The organism is Actinoplanes sp. TBRC 11911 (genome assembly GCF_012933445.1).
GTDB lineage: Bacteria > Actinomycetota > Actinomycetes > Mycobacteriales > Micromonosporaceae > Actinoplanes.
In genome coordinates this window covers 44,732-65,837 of sequence record NZ_JABBNC010000031.1, presented here as the reverse complement: position 1 = coordinate 65,837, position 21,106 = coordinate 44,732, and the positions used below count along the sequence as shown (strand labels likewise).

The 21,106-nt window shown below is 70.7% G+C and carries 15 protein-coding genes and 1 riboswitch; of the genes, 3 read left to right on the top strand and 12 right to left on the bottom strand.

The features are described 5' to 3' along the window. Nucleotides 1-159: 159 nt before the first annotated feature. From HH310_RS32110 to mraZ, 11 genes are all read right to left on the bottom strand, one after another. On the bottom strand, nt 160-924 hold the full coding sequence (locus tag HH310_RS32110; protein ID WP_169179462.1) for a cell division protein FtsQ/DivIB: 765 nt from the start codon (nt 922-924) through the stop codon (nt 160-162). Between the two features lie 8 nt (nt 925-932). Further along, the gene (gene murC, locus HH310_RS32105; protein WP_211192868.1) at nt 933-2,390 is read right to left on the bottom strand and encodes a UDP-N-acetylmuramate--L-alanine ligase; all 1,458 of its coding nucleotides are present in this window, start codon (nt 2,388-2,390) and stop codon (nt 933-935) included. Continuing rightward, a complete protein-coding gene (gene murG, locus HH310_RS32100; protein ID WP_169179460.1) occupies nt 2,387-3,499 on the bottom strand; it encodes an undecaprenyldiphospho-muramoylpentapeptide beta-N-acetylglucosaminyltransferase in 1,113 nt (370 codons plus the stop codon). Before murG ends, murC begins: the two co-directional genes overlap by 4 nt. Next, entirely contained in the window at nt 3,499-4,854 is a 1,356-nt protein-coding gene (locus HH310_RS32095; RefSeq protein ID WP_169179459.1) for an FtsW/RodA/SpoVE family cell cycle protein, read from the bottom strand. Before HH310_RS32095 ends, murG begins: the two co-directional genes overlap by 1 nt. Before the next feature lie 74 nt (nt 4,855-4,928). Beyond that, nucleotides 4,929-6,032: a phospho-N-acetylmuramoyl-pentapeptide-transferase gene (gene mraY, locus HH310_RS32090; RefSeq protein WP_169179458.1), complete on the bottom strand. Its 1,104-nt coding sequence runs from the start codon at nt 6,030-6,032 to the stop codon at nt 4,929-4,931. Then, nucleotides 6,029-7,423, bottom strand: a complete 1,395-nt coding sequence (gene murF, locus HH310_RS32085) for a UDP-N-acetylmuramoyl-tripeptide--D-alanyl-D-alanine ligase (protein WP_169179457.1) — start codon at nt 7,421-7,423, stop codon at nt 6,029-6,031. The genes mraY and murF overlap by 4 nt, the downstream gene beginning before the upstream one ends. Continuing rightward, nucleotides 7,420-8,940, bottom strand: coding sequence for a UDP-N-acetylmuramoyl-L-alanyl-D-glutamate--2,6-diaminopimelate ligase (locus tag HH310_RS32080; RefSeq protein WP_169179456.1), 1,521 nt, complete (start codon nt 8,938-8,940; stop codon nt 7,420-7,422). Before HH310_RS32080 ends, murF begins: the two co-directional genes overlap by 4 nt. Nucleotides 8,941-8,985: 45 nt before the next feature. Beyond that, a complete protein-coding gene (locus HH310_RS32075) occupies nt 8,986-11,442 on the bottom strand; it encodes a penicillin-binding transpeptidase domain-containing protein (protein WP_211192867.1) in 2,457 nt (818 codons plus the stop codon). A gap of 2 nt (nt 11,443-11,444) precedes the next feature. After that, nucleotides 11,445-12,674, bottom strand: a complete 1,230-nt coding sequence (locus HH310_RS32070; protein ID WP_169179455.1) for a hypothetical protein — start codon at nt 12,672-12,674, stop codon at nt 11,445-11,447. 170 nt (nt 12,675-12,844) lie between these two features. Next, entirely contained in the window at nt 12,845-13,909 is a 1,065-nt protein-coding gene (rsmH, locus tag HH310_RS32065; protein WP_169179454.1) for a 16S rRNA (cytosine(1402)-N(4))-methyltransferase RsmH, read from the bottom strand. Nucleotides 13,910-14,138: 229 nt separating this feature from the next. Then, nucleotides 14,139-14,570 (bottom strand): division/cell wall cluster transcriptional repressor MraZ, encoded by a 432-nt coding sequence (mraZ, locus tag HH310_RS32060; RefSeq protein ID WP_169179453.1) that lies wholly within the window; start codon nt 14,568-14,570, stop codon nt 14,139-14,141. A gap of 390 nt (nt 14,571-14,960) precedes the next feature. Here mraZ and HH310_RS32055 point away from each other — a divergent pair, with 390 nt between their 5' ends. Continuing rightward, nucleotides 14,961-15,869: an endonuclease domain-containing protein gene (locus HH310_RS32055; protein WP_169179452.1), complete on the top strand. Its 909-nt coding sequence runs from the start codon at nt 14,961-14,963 to the stop codon at nt 15,867-15,869. Nucleotides 15,870-17,626: 1,757 nt separating this feature from the next. Here HH310_RS32055 and HH310_RS32050 read toward each other — a convergent pair. Next, nucleotides 17,627-18,601 (bottom strand): C40 family peptidase, encoded by a 975-nt coding sequence (locus HH310_RS32050; protein ID WP_312034454.1) that lies wholly within the window; start codon nt 18,599-18,601, stop codon nt 17,627-17,629. A 6-nt stretch (nt 18,602-18,607) separates the two neighbouring features. Then, a riboswitch (cyclic di-AMP (ydaO/yuaA leader) is annotated at nt 18,608-18,797 on the bottom strand. Between the two features lie 359 nt (nt 18,798-19,156). Here HH310_RS32050 and HH310_RS32045 point away from each other — a divergent pair. Together HH310_RS32045 and HH310_RS32040 are read left to right on the top strand one after the other, a co-directional pair. Next, nucleotides 19,157-20,377, top strand: a complete 1,221-nt coding sequence (locus HH310_RS32045) for a MurT ligase domain-containing protein (RefSeq protein ID WP_169179509.1) — start codon at nt 19,157-19,159, stop codon at nt 20,375-20,377. Then, a complete protein-coding gene (locus HH310_RS32040; RefSeq protein ID WP_169179451.1) occupies nt 20,367-21,089 on the top strand; it encodes a type 1 glutamine amidotransferase in 723 nt (240 codons plus the stop codon). Before HH310_RS32045 ends, HH310_RS32040 begins: the two co-directional genes overlap by 11 nt. The last annotated feature ends 17 nt before the right edge of the window (nt 21,090-21,106 follow it).

Below are 21,106 nucleotides of genomic sequence, written 5' to 3'. Positions count from 1 at the left end.
CCTCTGGAGGCAACGTAAGCGGACTTCAGGCGTAGGCCAAAGACCCCGCACGGCGTGTCGGCGCCCGCTTAGGTGGCGAATATCCGACGCAGCCGTAACCTACGACAGAACGGGGCATTTACCCCAAAAGAGACACCGCAGCCTCTTGCCGGACAAACCCTAGCGGATCGTCGGAACCATCGGCGCACTGACGTCGATCCGCTTGTCGGCCCGCTTCAGCAGCAGCGTGGCCACCTCGCTCTTCAGCGGGCTGTCGGTGTCGTCGCCCCACACCACCGTGCGGTTCTTGCGCAGTTCGAGGCTGATCTGCGCGGGCGTGGCCACCGAGATCTCGACGACCTGCTCGCGCAAGTCGTCGCTGAGCGCGGCCAGCACCTTGAGCGCCGACCGGGTGTTCACGTCGGACGGTCCCGGTGTCGCGATGCGCACCAGCGGCAGGCCACCGGGGTTGGCGGCCACCGTCCGGTACGGCACGCCGCTGCGGTCGATCAGCGTGAACTCCTTGCCGACCGGCACCGCGGCCACCGGCGTACGCTCGACGACCTCGACCACCAATGTGGACGGCCAGCTCCGCCGCACGGTCACGCGGTCGACCGGCGCGAGGGTGCGCACCCGGGCGCGCACCGCGCCCAGGTCGACCCGGGCGAGCGGCTGGTCGGCCGGCACCGCGGCGACCCGCTCCACCTCGAACGGGGTCAGCGCCTGCACACCGATCACCCGCACGTCGCGCACCCCGAGCGCGGACGTGCCGTAGACGATCCAGCTCAGCAGGGCGACCAGCACCAGCACCCCGGCCGCGATCGCCCAGGGCATCGCGGCGCGCAGCCGGCGCTGCCGGGCGCGGGCCATGAACCGGCGGACGGACGGCGGCACCGCGTCGGTGTCCGCGCGCACCAGCCGCCAGTTACGCCCGCCCCCACTCATCGGCGGCGTTACTCGGAATCCGCCAGCGCGGCCAGCAACTCGTCACCCATCAGCGAGATCGGCGGTGCACCCATGGTCACCACCACATCACCTTCGCGGCTGCGGCGCACGACCTCGGCCGGCACGTCCTCCCAGTCGGGGACGAAAACCTTGCGGTCGGCGGGCAGGTCGATCGCCGCGGTCAGCGCCACGCCGCCCTCGCCCGGCTGGCGCACCTCACCCGGCCCGAAGACCTCCATGACGATCACCTGGTCCGCGATCGCCAGGCCCTCGGCCAGTTCGGCCTGCAGGTCGCGGGTGCGGTACACCCGGTACGGCTGGAAGACGACCAGCAGGCGGCCGTCGCCGGCCACCTCGCGCAGCGTGCGCAGCGCCGCCTTCACCGAGGTCGGGTGGTAGGCGTACTCGTCGTAGACGCGCACGCCCGCGGCGATGCCCTTGCGCTCGAACCGGCGGCGCACCCCCGGGAACGCGGCCAGCGCCTCGACCACCTTGTCCAGCGGCAGGCCCAGACGCAGCGCGGTCAGCACCGCGGCGGCGCTGTTGAGCCCCATGTGCTTGCCGGGCAGCGCCAGCTTGATCTCGCCGAGCGGCTCGCCGTCCAGCGACGCGGCGTAGCGCACCCCGCTCGCGGTGGACACGATGTCGCTGATCCGCAGGTCGGCGTCCGCGCTCTCGCCGTACGTCCACACCGTACGGCCCTCGGCGCGCAGCGTCGTGATGAGATCCTGGGTGCCCGGGTCGTCGGCGCAGGTCACCACGCAGCCGTCGGGCTCGGTGAGCCGGCCGAACTGGACGAACCCGGCCTTCAGAGCGTCCAGGTCACCCCAGTTGTTGAGGTGGTCGCCCTCGATGTTGGTGACGATGGCGACGTGCGGCCGGTAGATGAGGAACGACTTGTCGCTCTCGTCGGCCTCGGCCACGAAGTGCGGGCCGGTGCCGTGGTGCCCGTTCGAGCCGGCCTCGGAGATCTCGCCGCCGATCACGAACGACGGGTCCTGCCCGGCGTGCTGCAGGATCACCGTCATGATCGACGTCGTGGTGGTCTTGCCGTGCGTGCCGGCGACCGCGATCGTCTGCCGGTTGGTCATCGCGGCCTTGAGCGCCTCGGACCGGTGCAGCACCCGCAGGCCGCGCTTGCGCGCCTCGACCAGTTCCAGGTGGTCCTGCGGGATGGCGGTCGAGTAGACGACCGTGTCCACACCGTCGAGGTTCGACGCGACGTGCGACATGTGGATGATGCCGCCGAGCGCGCGCAGACCGGCCAGCGTCGGCCACTCGCGCAGCTCGCTGCCGGAGACCGGGATGCCGCGGGTGAGCAGCAACCGGGCCAGCCCGGCCATGCCGACGCCGCCGATCCCGATGAGGTGCACGCTGCCCAGATCCTCGGCGGTCAACTCGCCGGCCGAGGTCAGCTCCGCCGTGTTCACTTCTGCGCTCCCCTTGCTCGCCACGTCCGACGTCATCGTGTCTTGGCCACCGCCTCGAGAACGAACTCGAGCAGTTTCTCGTCGCCGTCCCGCCGCCCGTACCGCGCGGCGGCCGTGCCCATCTGCGTCAGTCGCTGCCGGTCACGGGCCAGCGGGATGACGGTCTGCTCGACCCACGCGGGGGTCACCTCCGCGTCGTCGACCAGGATGCCACCCCCCGACTCCACCACCGGCAGCGCGTTGCGCTTCTGTTCCTGATTACTGTGCGGGTACGGGACATAGATGGCCGGCACGCCCAGCGCGGTCGTCTCGGCCACCGTGATCGCGCCGCCCCGGCACAGCATGAGATCGGCCGCAGCGTACCCGAGCTGCATCTCGGACAGATAGGGCAGGACGCGGTACGGCACCGGAAGATCGGCCGGCACGTCGAACGGGTCGTTCCGCCCGCCCTGCACGTGCAGCACCTGGATGCCGGAGTGGCTGAGCCGCTTGGCCGCCCCGGCGACCGCCAGGTTGATGGTGCGGGCGCCGGACGACCCGCCGGAGACGAACAGCACCGGCAGATCCGGGCGCAGGCCGAAACGGTAGAGCGCCTCCGGCCGCAGCGCGGGCCGGTCGAGATGCGAGATGCCGGTGCGCAGCGGCACGCCGACCACCCGGGCGTCGCGCAGCGACTCGGCCATCACCGGCTGCTGCGGGAAGCCCACCGCGACGTTCTTGGTGAACCGCATCCCCATCCGGTTTGCGACGCCGGGCGGCACGTTGACCTCGTGGATCACGATCGGCACGCCCCGGCGCCAGGCGGCGAGATAGGCGGGGACGGACACATATCCCCCGAAGCCGACCACGACGTCGGCCTGGACCTCTTCGAGGATCTTGCCGGCCGCGTGCGCCGACTTGTACATCCGATCGGGCGTACGCAGCAGATTCATGTTGACCGCGCGGGGCAGCTGGAACGCCGGAATCACCCGCAGGTCGTACCCGGCGGCCGGGATCAGCTCGTTCTCCATGCCCTGGGGGCTGCCCAGCGTGGTGATCCGGACCTCGGGGAAGTGCCGCTTGAGAGCATCGGCGAAGGCGAGCAGCGGATAGATGTGACCACCGGTACCTCCCCCGGCGAGCACGACCGACCGCAGCACACCCATCACCTTCTCCTAACACCCTCTGGCGTACGCCGCGGCGGGGACATCGGCGGCAGCGGGGCCCAGACTAGTCGCACCCATCGAGAGGGCGGACGGGCGTTCAGGGCCCGCGCGGCGTCCGGCTCGGCGCGCGCGAACGAGGCGAGCATCCCGACCGCGGCCATCGTCACGACCAGGGCGCTGCCACCAGCGGAGATGAACGGGAGCGGCAGACCGGTGATCGGGAGCATGCCGGTCACCCCGCCCACATTGATCACCGCCTGGGCGACGAGCCACGTGGTGATCGCGGTGGCGGCCAGCCGGCGGAACGGGTCCTGCGAGCGGCGGGCGATCCGGAACCCGGTGTACGCCAGGACGGAGAACAGGGCGAGCACCACGGCACACCCGACCACGCCCAGTTCCTCGGCGACCACCCCGAAGATGAAGTCGTTGTCCGCCTCGGGCAGCCAGTTCCACTTCAGCGCGCCCTTGCCCAGGCCGACCCCGAACCAGCCACCCTCGAAGATCGCGGAACGGGCCTGGATGAGCTGGTAGCACGGCCCTTCCAGGTCGCATTTGTCCAGCGGCTGCAGGAAGGTGGTGAGCCGGGCCAGGCGGTAGTTGTCCGAGCCGGCCTCGCCGGAACCCGCGCCACCGGACGCCGCCGCGATCAGCAGCCCGATACCCGCCAGCCCGAGCACGCCCAGCGCACCGAACACCCGCAGGCGTACGCCGGCCGCCCAGAGCAACCCCACGACCAGCGCGAGAAGAACGAGCATCGTGCCCAGGTCGTTGTAGCCGACCAGGACGAACAGCAGGCCGACCACGGGGAGCAGCGGACGGGCGAGCTCACGCCAGTGGCCCAGCGCCGGGCCCTTGCGGGCGATCATGTCGGCGCCCCACAGCACCAGCCCGAGCTTGGCCAGCTCGGCCGGCTGCAGGCCGATCGGGCCGACGTAGAGCCAGAGCAGGTCGGCACGGACCGGGCCGATCTTGGGCGCGCCGATCAGGTGCACCGACCGCAGGGCGTTCAGGAAGTCGAGGATGGCGAGCAGCACGATGGCCGCGCCCAGCACGTACTTGCCGAGGTCGCGCAGCGTGCTCGCGGGCAGCCGCTGGCACACCCAGAACGCGACCAGGCCGAGCAGGGCGAAGACCGCCTGGTTGGCGATGGCCGAGAAGGCGTTTCCGTTCTCCGCGTACGCCTTGACGCTCGTCGCCGAGAACACCATGGTGAGCCCGATGAGCAGCAGCAGGCCGGAGCTCGCGACGAGCAGGTAGTACGACGAGAGGGGCCGGGCCAGCAACCCGTGCACGGCGGGCAGCAACTGCCGGCTCAGTGACGGGCGAGCAGCCTGTTGGGTTCGGTCGTCCGCCATGCCCTCATCATGGTCGTCACGACACGCGAGTCCGTGTCACCACGATGGTGTGTCGTGTGCGGGTTTCGTGTGACTCAGCCCATGACCGCCAGGAAGTCCGAGTAGAACAATCCGAGACCGATGGCCACGCAGATGCCGGCCACGATCCAGAACCGGACCACGATGTTGACCTCGGACCAGCCCGCCAGTTCGAAGTGGTGCTGCAGCGGCGACATGCGGAAGACGCGTTTGCCGGTGGTCTTGAACGAGATGATCTGGATGACCACGGACATCGTGATGATCACGAACAGGCCGCCGATGATGATCGACAGGAGCGTGGTGCGGGTGGCGACGGCCAGGCCGCCGATCAGACCGCCCAGGCCGAGCGCGCCGGTGTCGCCCATGAAGATCCGGGCCGGGTTCGTGTTCCACCACAGGAAGCCCACACACGCCGCCGCGGCCGCCGCCGCGATCATGGCGATCTCCAGTGGATCCCGGACCTGGTAGCAGTAGGCGTTCGCGGTCGCGTACGCGGTGTCACCACACCAGTGGCGGTACTGCCAGAAACCCATCAGCGCGTACGCCGCGAGCACCAGGATCGAGGCGCCGGTGGCGAGGCCGTCCAGTCCGTCGGTCAGGTTCACGCCGTTCGACATCGCCATGATGACGAACACGAAGACCAGAACCGAGCCGACCTTGCCGACGTCCAGCCAGCTGACGTCCCGGATGAACGAGATGTGCTCGCTGGCCACCGTCTGCCCGTTGGTGCTGGGCACGTACAGCGCCACGATGCCGAAGCCGACCCCGACGATGAGCTGGCCGAGCAGTTTGCCCTTGGCGCTCAGGCCGTCCGAGTTGCGCCGGCGCACCTTCAGGAAGTCGTCCAGGAAGCCCACCACGCCGCAGAAGACGAACAGGCCGAGCAGGACCAGCGCGGTCATGGTCGGCTTCTCCTGGGCGATCTGCCGGTCCGGGAGAGTGGTCAGGGCGAGGTGGCCGGCCGCGTACGCGAACACGGTGGCCACGATGAACGCCACGCCGCCCATGGTGGGGGTGCCCCGCTTGCCCATGTGCGTCGCCGGCCCGATGGTGCGGATCGGCTGCCCGGCCTTGAGCGCCGAGAAGACCCGGATCGCCACCGGCGTGCCGAACAGCGAGATGATGAACGCGACCGCCGCCGCGACGATTACTGCCCTCACGGGCTGACCTCACTCCTTGCCGGGCGCAGTGCGTCGACCACGTCCCACGTGCGGTAGCGCGAACCCTTGACCAGCACGACATCGTCGGCGTGCAGGTCGCCCTTCACGATCTCGATCGCGGTGGCCTGGTCCTCGGCGAAGATAGCCGAGCCGGTCCACCCGTTCACAGCCGTGGCCCCGTCCAGGATCGGCCGGGCGTTCTCCGGGCCGACCGCTATCACCCGGTGCACGCCGAGTTCGGCGGCGAGCCGGCCGACCCCCTCGTGCCCGGAGCGTTCCTGCTCGCCCATCTCGGCCATGTAGCCGAGGACGGCGGTGGCGCGGCGGCCACCGGCCATCGTGGCCAGCGCGTGCAGGGCGGCGGCCATGGACGACGGATTCGCGTTGTACGAGTCGTCGATGACGGTGACGCCGTCCGGGCGCCGGAACACGTCCATCCGCCGGACCGAGACGATGCCGATCTCGCCCAGCGCGGTCACCAGGTCGTCGAAGTCGATGCCCAAGGACAGCGCCACGCCGGCCGCCGACAGCGTATTGGCCACTTGGTGGCGACCCGTCACGGCGAGACCGACATTTCCGGTTTTATCGCCGAAATGCAGGATGTATGAAGCGCGCCCCTGATCGTCCACCGTCACGTCGGTGGCGCGCACCGCGGCCTCGGCCGCCTCGCCGACCAGCAGCACCCTGGCGGCGGTCCGCGGCGCCATGCCGGCGACCAGCGGATCGTCCGCGTTGAGCACCGCGACCCCGTCCGGCGGCAGCGCCTCGACCAGCTCACCCTTCGCCAGCGCGGTGCCCTCGCGGGAGCCGAACCCGGCCAGGTGCGCGTCGCCGATGTTCAGCACCGCGCCGACCCGCGGCCGCGCGATGTCGGTCAGGTACCGGATGTGACCCACCCCGCGCGCGCCCATCTCGAGCACCAGGAAGCGGGTCTCCTCGTTCGCCTGCAGCACCGTGTACGGGAAGCCGAGCTCGTTGTTCAGCGACCCCGGCGGCGCCACCACCGGACCGAGCCGGCCCAGCAGCTGCGCGATGTAGTCCTTCGTGGTGGTCTTGCCGGACGAACCGGTCAGCCCGACCACGGCGAGCTCCGGCAGCCGCTCGAGCGACGCGTGGGCCAGCCGGGCCAGCGCGGCCAGCGGCTCGTCCACCACGACGCCCGGCTCGCCGGTGTCCCGGGTGCTCAGCACCGCGGCCGCACCCGATGTCATCGCGGTGGCCGCGTAGTCGTGCCCGTCGACCTTCTCGCCCTCGAACGCGGCGAACAGACCGCCCGGCCCGATCTTGCGGGAGTCGTACTCGACCGGCCCGGTCACCACCAGGTCGGACGCGGCGTTCACGAGACGTCCACCGGTGATCCGGGCGACCTCGCCCAATGTCATGCGGATCAAGAAGAAGCACCTTCCGCGGCGGCGGTCAGCGCGGCCGCCAGCTCGATCCGGTCGTCGAACGGCAGCACCTGGCCGTTCACCTCCTGGCCCCGCTCGTGTCCCTTGCCGAGTACCGCGACCACGTCGCCCGGCCCGGCGAGACGGACCGCCTCGTCGATCGCCGCACGCCGGCCGGCCACCTCGACGATCTTCGCCGCGGCGCCCGCGCCTTCCGCACCGGCGCGCACGGCAGCGCGTACGGAAGCCGGGTCTTCGGTCCTGGGGTTGTCATCCGTCACGATCACCAGGTCCGAACCCCGGGCCGCGGCGGCACCCATCAGCGGGCGTTTGCCCTTGTCGCGGTCGCCGCCGGCACCGATCAGGCAGATCAGCCGGCCGCCCCGCCCGGTCGCCAGCTCACGCAGCGCGGCGAGGGCCGCCACGATCGCGTCCGGCTTGTGCGCGTAGTCGACCACGCCGAGGATCTCGCCCGGCGCGTCCACCAGCTCGAGACGGCCCGGCACGCCCTTGCAGGCGGCGATGCCCCGGGCCGCGATGCGCGCGTCCACCCCGACCGTGACCAGCGAGGCCAGGGCCAGCAGCGCGTTCGCCACGTTGTGCCGGCCAGGCAGCGCCACGCCCGCCTCGACGGCCAGATCGTCCGGGCCGTGCGCGACGAAACGCTGACCGAACGCCGACGGGCGGACGTCCGAGGCCCACCACGTCGCGTCCCGGTCGCCGGCCGCCGAATACGTCACCGTCGCGGGCTTGCGCAGCGGCACCAGCGCCGGGTCGTCGTGGTTGAGGATCTCGACCCGGGACCGGCCGTCGAACAGCTTGGCCTTGGCCGCGAAGTAGTCGTCCGCGTCGGCGTGGAAGTCGAGGTGGTCGAGACCGAAGTTCGTATACCCACCGACCGCGAAGCGCAGCCCGCCGACCCGGCCGACGGCGAGGGCGTGGCTGGACACCTCCATCACCACCGCGGTCACGTCGCGCTCCAGCGCGGCGGCCAGGATGGCCTGCAGGTCGGTCGCCTCCGGCGTGGTGCGCACGCTCTGCACGATCAGGTCGCCGAGCCGCGTCTCGACCGTGCCGATCAGGCCGGTGACCAGCCCGGCGGCCTGCAGACCCGATTCCACCAGGTACGCCGTGGAGGTCTTGCCCGCCGTACCGGTGATGCCGATCATCGTGAGCCGGGCGGACGGGTCGCCGTAGACGGCCGAGGCGAGCGCACCGAGGCTTTTTCTCGGGTCTTCCGACACCAGCACCGGCAGGCCCGACGACAGTGCCGCGTCGCGCCCGGCCGCATCGGTGAGCACCGCGACGGCACCCGCCTCCACGGCCTGCGCGACAAACTCCACGCCGTGCCGGTTGGCCCCGGGCAGCGCCGCGTACAGATCACCGGGACGCACCTCGCGGCTGTTGTGCGTCATGCCGGTGACCTCGACGTCCGCGCCGCTCAGCGCAGCCGGCGCGAGCGCGGCGAGCCGGCTCAATCTCAGCGGCGCGACAGTCGTGGGACGAGGAATGCCGGGCACGGCGTCAGACCCTACCCCGTGTCCGGCATCCGGTCGAAAACGGGCTCACGGATGGATTTTGAATGTCGGCGGCTTCGTCGTGGACGGCGGAACCTTGCGCTGGAGCAGGGCGAACTGCATCATCTTGCTGAACGCCGGGGCGGCCACGTCGCCGCCGCTGCCGTGCGGGACATCGGCGGACACCGCTACCACGAACTGCGGGTTGTCGGCCGGCGCCATGCCGATGAACGACCCGTAGTTGTAGCTCGTGTACTGACCGTCGATCAGCCGCTTGCCGGTGCCGGTCTTGCCCGCCACGTTGTAGCCGCTGACGGCGGCCTGCGTCCCGGTCGCCTCCTTGTCATCGACCACCGCCTGCATCATGTTGCGCAGCTCGGCCGCGACGTTCGGGCTCAGCACCGAATGCGTCTCCGGCGCCGGACCCGGGGTCACCTTGCCGTTCTGCCCCGAGATCATCGCCTTGATCAGGTGCGGCTGGACGTAGGTGCCGTTGTTCGCGATCGCCGCGTAGCCGGCCGCCATCTGGATCAGCGTCGCGTCCACGCTCATGCCGATCGGCACCGAACCGGACGCCGAACCGCTCCACTCGGCCGGGGTCAGCAGCTTGCCCGGCGCCTCGCCCGGCATGCCCTCGTTGGTGGCCTTACCCAGCCCGAACTTCTGCTGGTACTCGTAGACGCGCTGGGCGCCGAGCCGGTCGGCCAGCAGGATCGTGCCGACGTTGCTGGACAACGCCAGAATCCCCGGCATCGTGATCTTCGTGCCCTTGGGCTGCGGGTGGCTGTCCCGGAACGCGTACCCGCCGCGCTCGATGCCCGGCCCGATGGTCTCCACCGAGTCCGGCGTGATCAGCCCTTCCTGCAGGGCGGCGCCGAAGATGAACGCCTTGTGCACCGAACCGGGGTCCGCGATGATCGCGCTCGGCACGTCCACGCGGTCGGTCGGCGAGTAGTCCTCCGCCTTCGCCGCGTTGTAGGTCGGGCAGCTCGCCTGCGCCAGCACCTCACCGGACTTGACGTCGAGCACCACGGCACCGGCGATCGAGGCCTTGTCCGACTTCGCCTGCTCGCACAGGATGCGCTGCACCTCGTACTGCAGGTCGTCGTCGATGGTCAGCTGCAGCGAGGTGCCCGGCTGCGGCGCGGTGAGCTTGTCGTAGCCGCCCGGGATCGGCTTGTCCAGGTCGCCCTTGCCGATCTCGAAGACGTGTTCGCCGTCGGTACCGCGCAGCAGCGAGTCGTAGCGCGCCTCCAGCCCTTCCAGGCCGGAGTTGTCCGCGCCGACGAAGCCGATCAGGTTGGCGGCCAGGTCGGCGCCGGGCTCGTCGCGCCGCTCGTCCTGCTTGACGACGATGCCCGGCAGGTCCATCGCCTTGATCTTCTCGCCGATCCCGATGTCGACGCCCTGGGCGAGGTACTCGAAGCGCGATTCGCCGCCACCCGGCCGGTCGTGCGGGGTCATCTTCGGCACCAGCTCGGAGGCCGCGACACCGATCAGCGGCGACAGGATGCCGGCGATTTTCACCGGGTCCTTAACCAGCTTCGGGTCGGCGGCGACGAAGCGGGCCTCGACGCTGTGCGCGAGCACGGCGCCGTTGCGGTCCAGGATGCTTCCGCGGGCGGCGGGCAGCATGACGGTGGCGAGCCGGTCCTCGCGCAGTTCCATGAGCCGCGCGGCGTCGGCCGGGGACGAGCCCACCTGCAGCACGACGAGCCGGATCCCGACCATGGCGAAGAGCGCGAGCGCCACCACGGCGCCGATCCGCAGCCGCCGGGTGCTGTTGGCCAGCTTGGGCGGTTCAGCGACGATTTTCCCCGTACGCGGGTAGCCCGGCGGCCTGCCGTTCCTACTCCCCTTGCCCGTTCCCGCCGGGGCCGGGCGCCCGCCGCGCCCCCGGGAACGGCCGTCAAACGCGTCGTCGTCGAAGTCGTCGACGACTTCCGGCCGCGGCCCGCGGGGCATCCGCGCCTTGGCGTCCCGGGTCCGGCTCTCGGGCAGCTTGGCGTCCCGGGTCCGGCTCTCGGGCAGCCTGGCCTCCCGGGTCCGGCTCTCGGGCAGCTTGGCGCCGCGCGTCCGGCTCTCGGGCGGCTTGGCCCCCCGCGTCCTGGTCTGTCGCAGCGGTGCTTCTCGCTGTTGCGACTCACGCCGTTGCGCCGAGTCCGGCTTGGCACCGGAGCGCGAGGCGCCTTTCTGCTCCTCCGCCCGCGATTTATCCGATTTATCCGGCAAATCAGCATCGGGGCGACGGCCGCGCTGGGGGCGCCCACCGTCCAGGACCTGTAGCGCCGGGCGGAACGGGTCGGTGTTGCGGCCCGCGCGCGGCGAACGCGTGCGCTGGTCCCGCTCGGCCACCGTGCGTCCGCGCGGCGTGTAGGCGCGCGCGTCACCGATGCCGCCGAAACCGCGGCCCTCGTCGTCCGTCTCCTCCGGCGGAAGGTCACGAGACGTGCCGCGCCGGGGCTGAACGCCCCGGCGCGGTGTGTCGTCAGAACGCGGCGGCATACCTACTGTCCCGTCTGCCCGGTACCGGTCTGGTTCCCGTTGGTCGTGCCCAGCCCGGTCTGCCCCGAACCGAGCGTCGGCTGACCCGGATCGGTCTGCCCCAGCGTCGGCTGACCCAGCGTCGGCTGCCCGGCGGGCTGGCCGTTCTGGTTGCCCTGCCCGGTCTGGCCGTTCTGCCCGGCCGCCGGCTGCCCCGCCGGCGGCTGCTGCGCGTCGGTCCCGGCGTTCTCCGTCGGCTTGGCGTCCGGATCCGCGGACCCCTTCGGATCCTGCGCGGTGACCGAGACCTTGCCGTCGGTGGGCGTCGGCACCCCGATGATCTTGCCGTCGGGCAGCTTCAGCAGCGCCATCTTGTCCACCTTGACCATGCCGAGACGGCGGGCCGCGGCGTCCAGGTTGCCCACACTGGACGCCTGCACGAGCTGGTTGTCCAGGTCCTGCTTCTTGTTGTCCAGGACGGCGTTCTGCTTCTCCAGGTCGGCGATCCGGAACGAGTTCTCGTTCGTCTTCGTGTTGATCAGCAGAATGCCGAGCACGCCGACCACGACGACGCCGAGCACGGTCGCCACGAACGGCGCCCGCGGCACACTGATCGGTGCCGGCGGCGCGACCCGCAGCTGCGGCGGCTTCGGCGCGTCGGTGACCTTCAACGGTTCGGCCATGATCTCCGGCGACACCTGAAGCGCTGCGGTGCCGTCGATCGGCGCGTCCACGTCCTGCGCACGCCGCCGCCCGGCGAGCGCGTCCGCCATCCGGCCACGGCGCACCGAGGCCTTGCGGTCCCGCGCCGCCGGCGAGCCGAGCCGCCCCGCGTCGACCCCGCGCCCGAGCGACGAGCCGTTACGGGCCCCCACCCGCGACCCGTCGGTGTCGTTCGCGTGCCCACGAGCCCGGTTCCGCACGCCCTCGGTGTCCCGCGCCTTGGCCCGCAGCCCGTCGGCGTCACGCGTCTTGGCCCGCAGCCCGTCGGTGTCGCGAGATCGAGCCCGCACGCCATCCGTGTCGCGCGCCTTCGAGCGCAGCCCCTCCGCGTCCCGCTTGACCCGCGGTGCCTCGCTGCCGCGCGCCCGGACGCGCACCCCGTCGGTCTCCCGGCGCGGCTTGATGCGCAGACCCTCCGTGTCGCGCGGGCGCAACCGGCCGCGATCGGACTCGCGCGGACGGCCACTGGCGCCGGTGTCGCGCCCCTCCCGGCGTACCGAAGCAGCCTCATCGCGGCGAGAGCGCGGCAACTCCGTCTCGCGGCCCCGAGATGGCGTGTTCGTCCCCCGGTCACGCCGCATCCCTGACCGTCGCGTGTCGGCCTCGCCGGAAAGTCGCTCCGGCGCGCGCTGGGCGTCGGCATCGCGCCTGCGCTGATCCGCGGTCCGGCCCCCCGACCGCGGCGCCTGGCTGCGCTCGCTCATGCTTTCCCCTCCCCCTCTTGGTGTTCCCCCTGGCGGCGTGGGCGCCGCCGTCCCCCGTGCGGTGTTGCCATGTGCGGCCGTTCGCGGTCGGCCCCTTTGTCGCTGAGACGTTCCACCGCGCGCAGCTTCACCGAAGCCGCTCGCGGGTTCTCCGCGACCTCCTCGTCGCTGGGCGGTTCCGACCCCCTTGTCAGTAACCGCAGCGTCGGACCGGTCCCGGGCAGCTCGACCGGCAGGTCGATCGGCCCACGACTGCGCGCTCTCTCGGCGAGGGCGTGCTTGACGATCCGGTCCTCCAAAGATTGGTAGCTCATCACCACAAGGCGCCCTTTCGGGGCCAACGCGTCCAAAGCGGCCGGTACGGCCGACTCCAGTGCGGCGAGTTCGCCATTTACCTCAATACGTAGCGCCTGAAACGTTCTTTTCGCGGGATTTCCACCCGTTCGTCGCGCGGCGGCCGGGATCGCGTCCTTGACCAGCTCGGCAAGCCGGGCCGTCGACGTGAGCCTGGTTTTCGCCCGCTCCCGCACGATCGCCGACACGATCCGAGGAGCAAACTTCTCTTCCCCGTACGCCCGGAGGATGCGCACCAGCTCCCCCGGCTCGTACGTGTTGACGACCTCCTCGGCGGTGATGCCCGAGGACTGGTCCATCCGCATGTCCAGAGGAGCGTCCTGGGCGTACGCGAAGCCGCGGTCCGCCTCGTCCAGTTGCAGCGAGGAGACCCCGAGGTCGAACAGTCCGCTGTGGATCCGCGGATAGTCCAGATCGTCGATGACCTGCGGCAGCTCGTCGTAGACCGCGTGAATCAGATGCGTGCGCGCGGCGAACGGAGCGAGCCGGCGACGCGAATACGCCAGCGCCTCCGGGTCCCGGTCGAGGCCGATAACGACCACGTCCGGGAACCGTTGCAGCACCGCCTCGGCGTGCCCGCCGAGACCCAGCGTGAAGTCGACGTGCACCGCCCCGGGCAGCTCCAGCGCGGGGGTGAGCAGCTCGATGCACCGCTCGAGCAGCACCGGGACGTGCGTGCCGCGCGGCTCCTCCATGTCGACCCCCATCACGCCCAACCCTCTCTGGAATGCCTGGCCCGGACGCCCCGCCCGTACCGCCAGATCCCCATCCGCTCGTCCCGTTCACGATCAAATCCGCTAGGCGGTTCATCGTGGCCTGGGCCGGACACGCGCCTGGCACCGGGGAAGAGGTGCCAGGAGCGGGAGCGGCTGGAGATCTCGCAGTACGGAGGCAGGAACGTCCGGGCCACGCGAGGCGGGCCAAGCCGATGCCGGCCTACAGTCCGCCGGGCAGCACCCCCTCCTCGATGTCGGCGAACTCGTCTTCGCTCGCCGCGAGGTACTCATCCCACGATTGCTTGTCCCAGATCTCCACCCGGGTGCTCGCCCCGATCACCACGAGGTCGCGCTCGAGTGCCGCGTACCCCCTGAGGTGCGCCGGGATCGTGACCCGCCCCTGTTTGTCCGGGACCTCATCATGCGCGCTGGCGAAGAAGACCCGGCTGTACGCCCGTGCGGCCTTGTTCGTGACCGGCGCTTCCCGTAACTGGCCCGCGATGCGCTGGAACTCCGGCATCGGGAACACGTAGAGGCAACGCTCCTGCCCTTTGGTGATCACGACACCTCCCGCCAGCTCATCCCGAAACTTGGCCGGAAGGATCAGCCGCCCCTTGTCGTCAAGGCGCGGGGTATGCGTGCCGAGAAACATCGGCCCTCAACCCCCTGCCCCTTGGCGGTTCGCGGTCCGCCTGTCAACTCGGGCCGGCAGGCCCCCCAGGTCGGCTTCTCCTCGGCCCTGCCACTGCGCTCCACTCTACTCCACTTCCCTCCACCCGCAACCGGAATGAGCGCACTCGCGAGCCAGATTCGCAGATAAAACCGCAGCTCAGCGGGTTGCTTCAGAAGTGGAGCGCCGCGCCTTGATCGACCACGTCCGGTTTCCGACATCCTCCCGTGACCCTCTGTTTGAACCCGCCGAAACACGCCCAAACCTCGCACCGGCACACGTTGTCAACCCCCAGGGGGAGGAAAGTGGAGACCCCTCCGTAGTTATCCACAGGGGCAGCGGAGGGCCCGGCGGTTCGGGCAGGGTTGCTGCATGCCCTTCAGCCGGACCATGGTCGAGCAGTGCGGTGTGGTGACCACGTCCCAAGCCACCGCGGCGATCGGGCGCGCCGCCGTGCGGCGAAACCTGCGTCAGGGGCGCTGGCGCAGCGTCTGCCGCGGCGTTCTCGCCACCCGGAACGGCCCGCTCGCCCGCCCTCAGCAGCTGGCGGCCGCCGTCCTCATCGCCGGGCACCGGTCTCTTCTGGCCGGCCCGACCGCGGCTGCCGAGGGCGGCGTCACCGGACTACGACCCGAGCCGCTGCACGTCATCGTGCCCGTCGATCGCCGGGCGGCCGCGCAGCTCCCGCGGCTGCCCGCCGATATGCCCGCCGTCCGCATCCACCGCGTCGCCTTGCCTGAGACCCACCGCCTGGACGGGTTTCCACCACGGACCACGACCGCCCGCTCCGCGATCGACGCCGCCGCCTGGGCCGCACACGACCGCGAGGCCCTGGCCATCCTCGCCGCCACCTGCCAGCAGGGCCGCGCCGCCCCGGCCGACATGCGTGCCGTCCTGACCGACCTCCCACGACTCCACCGCCGCCGCCTGATCGCCGCCATGATCGCCGACATCGAGGGCGGCGCCGACGCCCTGTCCGAGTCCGACTTCCTGGCGTTGTGCCGCCGCCACGACCTACCCCGCCCCACCCTCAGCCACCGCCGCCGCGACGCGGCCGGCCGTCTCCGCTTCATCGACGCCTACTGGCCCGAGCACCGCCTGCTCGTCGAGATCGACGGCGCCCACCACATGGACGCCCAGCACTGGGCAGCCGACATGCTCCGCCAAAACCAGATCTGGCTCGCCGGCGACCGCATCCTCCGCTTCCCGTCCTGGCTACTCCGCACCGACCCGTCCGCCGTGGCAGCGCAGCTGCGGACCGCCCTCAAGTCACCCCCGTGACCGGCAGCGAGGCCGCCGCATATAAAGCGAGGCCGCCGCATATAAGAGGTGCGGCTTCGACGACTCCAGACAGCGGGTGGGCCGTGCTGGGCTGGGCTATGGGGACGGGCGCGCGTGCCAAACTCCGCCGACTGCCGACTGCCGACTGCCGACTGTCCCGGCTGCGGGTGGCCGGGCCGGGTTGCCACGGCGGCGCGCGTGCCGAGCTCCGCCGACTGCCGACTGCCGACTGCCGACTGTCCCGGCTGCGGGTGGCCGGGCCGGGTTGCCACGGCGGCGCGCGTGCCGAGCTCCGCCGACTGCCGCCCGTCTTGGTCGCGGCGTGGCCGGGCTGGGCTGCCACGGCGGCGTCCGTGCCAAGTTCCGCCAGCTGCCGCCCGTCACGGTCACCAGGTGGTCGGGCTGGGCTGCCACGGCGGCGGTCCGTGCCAACCCGCCGACTGCCGCCCGTTACGGCCGCGGGTGGCCGGGCTGGGCTGCCATGGCGGCGCGCGTGCCAAATTCCGCCTGCTGCCGCCCGTCACGGTCACGGGGTGGCCCGGCTGGGCTGCCATGGCGGCGCGCGTGCCAAATTCCGCCTGCTGCCGCCCGTCACGGTCACGGGGTGGCCCGGCCGGGCTGCCATGGCGGCGCGCGTGCCAAATTCCGCCTGCTGCCGCCCGTCACGGTCACGGGGTGGCCCGGCCGGGCTGCCATGGCGGCGGAGGTGCTGGGCTGGGCTGGCTGCCGCCCGGCGAGGTGTCCAGTGCGCCCGCATTGGGCACACTTTGGTCGGTTCGGCGCAGGCCAGCGAGCCAGCGCTTGCCGATCCTCATGACCGGGTTCTCACTATTTGGACGTGGACGCTTACATCGTGGGCGATCGTCCGAAGAGGACGGTCATTTTGTCCGTGTCTGGCAGCTTTTCAAGCTACCGTTTGCCGCCCGATTTCGAGACCTTGGAGAGTTAGGCCCACATACGAGCCATAACTCTCCAAGGTCTCGAAATTCCCGCCGAAACGCCTGAACAGGCCGCGTCGAATGCCATCGAAGGCTACAAAAGGGGCACAGCGCACCGACCTCGGCACCGCAACGGGCGGCAGACAGAGTGACCGGACGCGCCGCCCGCATGGCCGCCAAGCGCGCCCACACCCGCACCGCAACAGGCCGCAGCCAGGGTGACCAGACGCGACGCCCGCACGGCCACCAAGCGCGCCCCACCCGACACCGCAACAGGCCGCACACAGGGTGACCGGACGCGACGCCCGCATGGCCGCCAGGCGCGCCCACACTCGCACCGCAACAGGCCGCACACAGGGTGACCAGACGCGCCGCCCGCATGGCCGCCAAGCGCGCCCACACTCGCACCCCAACAGGCCGCACACAGCATGACCAGACACGCCGCCCGCATGGCCACCAAGCGCGCCGAGAACTCGCATCGCAACAGGCGGCAGACAGGGTGGGAAAGCGGCGCTGGCGCGGCCACCGAGCGCGGCCCACCCGGCACCGCAACAGGCCGCAGAAAGCGTGGCCGAACACGCCGCCCGCTATTGCTTGGCAAACGGCCGTAACTCGTCGGACTTCGCCAGGTTAGAAGGCTGTGCGGGCGGAAGCCCCGGTGGCGGGAGGGGGCGGGCCGGCCGGAACGGGCGTGAGGAGGGTGAGGGGGCTGCTGGCTGGGCGGTTGGCGGGGACTGTTCGCTTCCGCGTACGGGGGAGGAAAGCGGGCAGCGAGACGCGGCCTGGACGCCACGCCTCGCTGCCGCTGAGCACCTAGCCTCAGGCGAGGCGCCGTACGACGTAATTCGTGCCGTACAGCTTGTGCTTTCCGACGGTGCTGCCGGTGTGCGGGGAGTCGTACATGTAGCCGCCGCCGGCGTAGATGCCGACGTGGTAACCGTACGTGCCGGTGCGGTAGACGATCAGGTCGCCGACCTTCTTGGCGCTCTTCGCGACCGCCTTGCCGTACTTCTGCTGCGAGTTCGCCTTGTGCGGCAGCTTGACGCCGACCGCCTTGCGGTACACGTACATCGTGTAACCCGAGCAGTCGAAGCGGCTCGGACCGGAAGCGGCGAACACATACGGTGCGCCGACGTGGCGCTTGGCCTCGGCCAGGATCTTGCTGCCGACCGTCGAGGAGGTGAAGGCGACCGTCTTGAAGGTCGGCTTCTTCTTCACGGCGGGGGTGACCGCGACCCTGGTCTTGCCACTGAGAGCGGGCTTGAAGGAGCCGTTCCCGGTGTAGTAGACGCGGAAGTACCCGCTAATTTTGGGTGCCGCCGAGAACGTCGCGGAACCGGAGGCAAGCCGCTTCGACGGGATGCCCCAGTTGATCCACTTGCCGTTACGGAGCGCCTGGAGGCGGACCGTGCCGGAGATGGCCTTGCCGTTCGCGGGGTTGAGCACCTTCGCGGTTACCTTGACCTTGCCACCGGACTTCAGCGTCCGGGTGCTGTACTTCGTCTGGACCTTGGGCGTTGCCTTCGACTTGACGACGGCGACGGCGGCTTTGATGGGAGCAGCCGACGCGGGGGCGGTCAGCGGCAGCTTCGCCTGGAGGGCGGAGACCGTCTGGACGAGCGGCGCCACCTGCACGGCCGAGGCCGCGGCGGGCGCGGCGACCGGTGCCGTGGCGGCACCCGCGGCCGGTGTGCCGACCAGCTGGCCGGCGCAGAGGCAGAGACCCAGGGACAGCGCGATGCTGCCGGAACCGGCGATGGATCGCCGACGCCGGCTCGAACTGTGTTCGTGCACGGTAGAGATATCCCTCCGGCACGCCTGCGAGGTTAGCTGTCGGGTTCGGGCGGGAAGGTTGCCCGGCCACGGAGCGTGGCTTCACCCCAAGGAGCTCTCCACAACGCCACCCGAACCGGGTGACGCGGAGCGGACCAACTGTGGGTCCCCCGTCCCTGCCCCCTTTTGCCTTATGTGGTGGTGGTGCGTGTTCGGTGGTCGTGACGACGGCCCGGGGCAGGGCTCGGCGTGAACCGGATCGTCACGAGCCGGCGGTTCGGGTAAGCCGGCGACAACCTTGCTACAGGAAAGTTTGCAAGATCGTTTGCTACCGAAAAGTCACGCAGCGTGTTTGGCATGCGGAGGGCTGTCCGTTTTGTAAATGGGGCGCGACAAATGCCGTGACCGAAAGCGATAAGCCGAATACCCACTGTGGAAAGTTACGGGTGAAACAGAACACACAATTGCCCGTACCCAACGGGTGAACGCAAGATCAGATAACGACTCGGCGTACACGAGCAACAATTCGGCCGCGCGGCGCGTTCCGGTACCCTCGTCGCCGTGACGGACGCGAGAATGCCCCTGCGCGCCAAGGTCGCGACATCCGTGTCGAAGACCGCGGCCGCGCTCTCCAGGGCCGCGGGACGCGGCGACGGCTCGGTCATCGGCGGCTGGATCGGTCTCAAGATCGATCCGGAGCTGCTGAGCCATCTGGCGGCCGGTCGCGCGATCGCGCTGGTCTCCGGCACCAACGGCAAGACCACCACGACCCGCCTGACCGCCGCGGCGATGCAGACGCTGGGCCGGGTCGCGTCCAACTCGTTCGGTGCCAACATGCCGAGCGGCCACACGTCGGCGCTGGCCAAGGCCGGTTCCACGCCGTTCGCGGTGCTCGAGGTCGACGAGCATTACCTGCCGCAGGTGGTCGAGGAGACGACCCCCCGCGTCATCGCGCTGCTCAACCTCTCCCGCGACCAGCTCGACCGGGCGAAGGAGGTGGCGATGATGGCCGCGCTCTGGCGCGACACGCTGGTGAAGAACCCGGAGATCCGCATCGTGGCCAACGCCGACGACCCGATGGTCGTCTGGGCCGCGACCGGCAGCCAGCACGTCACCTGGTTCAGCGCCGGCCAGCGGTGGAGCGACGACTCACAGGTCTGCCCGCAGAGCGGCCATCCGATCGAGCGCGCCAACGGCGACTGGTGGTGCACCGGGTGCTGGCTGCGCCGCCCACGTCCGCAGTGGCAGGTCGAGGACGAGGGCGTGATCGACCCGCGCGGCGACTGGCACCTGGTCAAGCTGCAGCTGCCCGGCCGGGTCAACCTGGGTAACGCGGCCACCGCGCTGGCGGTCGCGGCCGAGTTCGGGGTCCGCCCGATCGAGGCGGTCCCCCGGCTCGCCACCGTCACCTCGGTGGCCGGCCGGTACGCGCAGGTCGACCGGGACGGACGCAACGTCCGCCTGCTGCTGGCGAAGAACCCGGCAAGCTGGCTCGAGGCGTTCGACATGGCCGAGCAGGCACCCACCCTGCTCTCCGTGAACGCGCGCGACCCCGACGGCCTGGACACCTCCTGGCTGTGGGACGTCGACTTCTCGCCGCTGTACAACCGGCCGGTGCTGATCACCGGTGACCGTGCCTACGACCTCGCGGTGCGCCTCGAGGTGAACGGGATACCGTTCCGGCACGTGTATTCCTTCGACGAGGTGATTCGGGCGGTGCCGCCGGGACGCCTCGAGGTGATCGCCAACTACACGGCGTTCCAGGACATCCGAGCGGAGTTGGACCGTGTCAACTGACAGCACGCTGCGGATCGTGTGGATCTACCCGGATCTGCTGTCGACCTACGGCGACCGGGGGAACATGCTGATCCTCGGCCGCCGGGCCGCCATGCGCGGCATTCCGGTGGAGACCTACGAGGTACGCTCGGACCAGCCGATGCCGTCCAGTGCGGACATCTACTTGATCGGCGGCGGCGAGGACGGTCCGCAGGCCCTCGCTTCGCAGCGGCTGATCAACGACGGTGGCCTGCACCGCGCGGTGAATCAAGGCGCGGCGGTGCTCGCGATCTGCGCGGGTTACCAGATCTTCGGTCATTCGTTCTTCGCCAAGGGGACGAAATGCGCCGGACTCGGCATGCTCGACCTGCACTCGACGCGGGGCGAGACCCGCGCGGTCGGCGAGATCCGCGGCGACATCGACCCGCGCCTGGGCCTGCCGCCGCTGACCGGCTTCGAGAACCACGGCGGCCGTACCCACCTGGGTCCGGGCGCCACCCCGCTGGCCTCGGTGACCGCCGGGATCGGCAACGACGGACACACCGAGGGCGCTTGGCACGGGAAGATCCTGGGCACGTATTCACACGGGCCTGCCCTCGCTCGCAACCCAGCTATAGCCGATCTGCTACTGCGTTGGGCGATCGGCGCGGATAGCCTTTCTCCGGTCGATGACACCTGGCCGGAACGCCTTCGCGCCGAAAGACTTGCCGCAGCCGCACCAAGACAAGCCTGACGAGCACGAACCGACGA